2 protein-coding genes and 1 pseudogene are annotated in these 2,421 nt (G+C 72.4%); all 3 read right to left on the bottom strand.

Going from position 1 to position 2,421, the window contains the following annotated elements:
• Positions 1-110 precede the first annotated feature (110 nt).
• Positions 111-1,052: a prephenate/arogenate dehydrogenase family protein gene (locus AC2W7M_RS23815; RefSeq protein ID WP_486135437.1), complete on the bottom strand. Its 942-nt coding sequence runs from the start codon at positions 1,050-1,052 to the stop codon at positions 111-113.
• Positions 1,049-2,134 carry a histidinol-phosphate transaminase gene (gene hisC / locus AC2W7M_RS23820; RefSeq protein ID WP_486135439.1) on the bottom strand — a complete coding sequence of 362 codons (1,086 nt, stop codon included), beginning with the start codon at positions 2,132-2,134 and terminating at the stop codon, positions 1,049-1,051. The genes AC2W7M_RS23815 and hisC overlap by 4 nt, the downstream gene beginning before the upstream one ends.
• A 90-nt stretch (positions 2,135-2,224) precedes the next feature.
• Positions 2,225-2,421: pseudogene (locus AC2W7M_RS23825) on the bottom strand (hypothetical protein); the annotation flags it as partial.

Raw genomic sequence — 2,421 nt, forward strand, 5'->3', positions numbered from 1 at the left:
CGCGCCCCCGGGAGCCGGCGGAGGCGGAGGCCGATCGGCCTCATCGCCCGGCAGGCGGCGGCGGTGGCGGCGAAAGCCTGAGGTCCCCGGCGCCTCGCGCGCGGCCGCCCTCAGCTCTCCTCGTGCTTCTGCTTTTCCACCGCGCGCCGGCCGAAATCGGGGGCGGGGGTCTCCTGGCCCTGCTCGATGATGGAGCGGCGGATCGCCCGGGTGCGGGTGAAGTGGTCGAACAGCGCGTCGCCGTCGCCGTAGCGGATCGCCCTCTGGAGCGCCGAGAGGTCCTCGGTGAAGCGGCCGAGCATCTCCAGCACCGCCTCGCGATTGGTGAGGAACACGTCGCGCCACATGGTCGGGTCGGAGGCGGCGATGCGCGTGAAGTCGCGGAAGCCGCCGGCCGAGAACTTGATGACCTCGGAGGTGAGCGTCTCTTCCAGATGCGCCGCCGTGCCGACGATGTTGTAGGCGATGAGGTGCGGCACGTGCGAGGTGATGGCGAGCACCAGGTCATGGTGCTCGGCGCTCATCACCTCGACGTTCGCCCCCATGGCGCGCCACAGCATGCGGATGCGCTCCACCGCCTCGGGGTCGGCCCCCTCGGGCGGGGTGACGATGCACCAGCGGTTCTCGAACAATGTGGCGAAGCCCGCGTCCGGCCCGGAGAATTCGGTGCCCGCCACGGGATGGGCGGGAACGAGGAAAGCGTGCGCGGGCACGTGCGGCGCCAGGGCGGCGAGCACCGCGCCCTTCACCGAGCCCACGTCCGAGAGGATGGCGCCCGGCTTCAGCACCGGGCCGACCTCGGCAGCGACGGTCTCGCTCGCGCCCACCGGCACGCACAGGATGACGATGTCCGCACCCTCGGCCGCCTCGCGCGCGCGCTCGCGGACCTCATCGGCGAAGCCAAGCGCGCGCACGCGGGCGCAGACCGCAGGGTCGCGGTCCGCCACCACGATGGTGCCGGCCAGGTGGTTCTCTCGCGCCGCGCGGGCGATGGACGAGCCGATCAGCCCGGCGCCGACGATGGCGAGGCGCTCCACCAGCGGCCGCGTCACGGCGCCGGGTCCGCCATCTTGCCCGCCATGAAGTCGGCGAGCGCGGCCACCACCAGGCGGTTCGCCTCCTCCGAGCCCACGGTGAGGCGCAGGCTGTCCGGCAGCCCGTAGGCCGCCACCTGCCGCAGCACCAGGCCGCGCTTCAGGAGAAAGGCGTCGGCCTCCTTGGCGGTGCGGCCGGCCTCCTTGGGGAAGTGGATCAGCACGAAGTTCGCCACCGAGGGCGTGACCTTGAGCCCGAGCTTCTCGATCTCGGCGGTCAGCCAGGGCAGCCACGCCTCGTTGTGGGCCACCGACTTCTCCACATGGGCGGCATCCGTGATGGCGGCGGCGCCCGCGAGCAGGGCCGGCGCGTTCATGTTGAACGGGCCGCGGATGCGGTTCATGGCGTCGATCACGTGCGCCGGGCCCACCGCCCAGCCGATGCGCAGCGCCGCGAGGCCGTGGATCTTGGAGAAGGTGCGCGCCATCAGCACGTTGTCGGCCGTGAGCGCCAGTTCCAGGCCGGTCTCGTAGTCGTTGCGGCGGACATATTCCGCATAGGCCGCGTCCAGCACCAGCAGGACATGGGGCGGCAGGCCGGCATGCAGGCGCCGCACCTCGTCGAACGGCAGATAGGTGCCGGTCGGGTTGTTGGGATTGGCGAGGAACACCACCTTGGTGCGCGGGCTCACGCAGGCGAGCATCGCGTCCACGTCGGCGGTGAGGTCGCGCTCCTTCGCCACCACCGGCGTGCCGCCGGCGGCGAGCGTGGCGATGCGATAGACCAGGAAGCCGTGCTCGCAGAACACCGCCTCGTCGCCCGGGCCGAGATAGGCGTGGGCGACGAGGTTCAGGATCTCGTCCGAGCCGGCGCCGCAGATGATGCGCTCGGGGTCGAGCCCGTTGGCCTTGGCGATGGCCTCGCGGAGCACGCGCGCCGCGCCGTCGGGATAGTCCTCAAGCCGGCGTCCGGCCTCCCGAAAGGCGGCGACCGCCTTCGCGCTTGGGCCGAGCGGGGTCTCGTTGGAGGAGAGCTTGTAGACCTTCTCCACCCCCGGCGCATGGCTCTTGCCCGGCACATAGGCCTCGATGGCGAGCACGCCCGGCCGCGGCTTCGGGGCGGGCGGGGGAGGCGGGGGAAGGCTCTCGCACGGCGGACATCACGCGAACTCCGAAATCCGGGGGCGCTCTCAGGCCCCGGTCTGGTCCAGTCTGAAGACGGCGGCGTGGCTGCCGACGTCGACCGACGCCGTGACCACCGCATCGGCCTCCGCCAGCGCCGCGGCCACCTCGGCAACGGTGCGCCCCTTCGGCAGGCTGACGAGCACAGCGGCGCTCTCGGCGCCCGGCCGGCCGGCCTTGAGCGCGGCGATCTCCTGCTGCAGCC

It is taken from the genome of Xanthobacter sp. BG11Y11_SDJG (assembly GCF_057364445.1).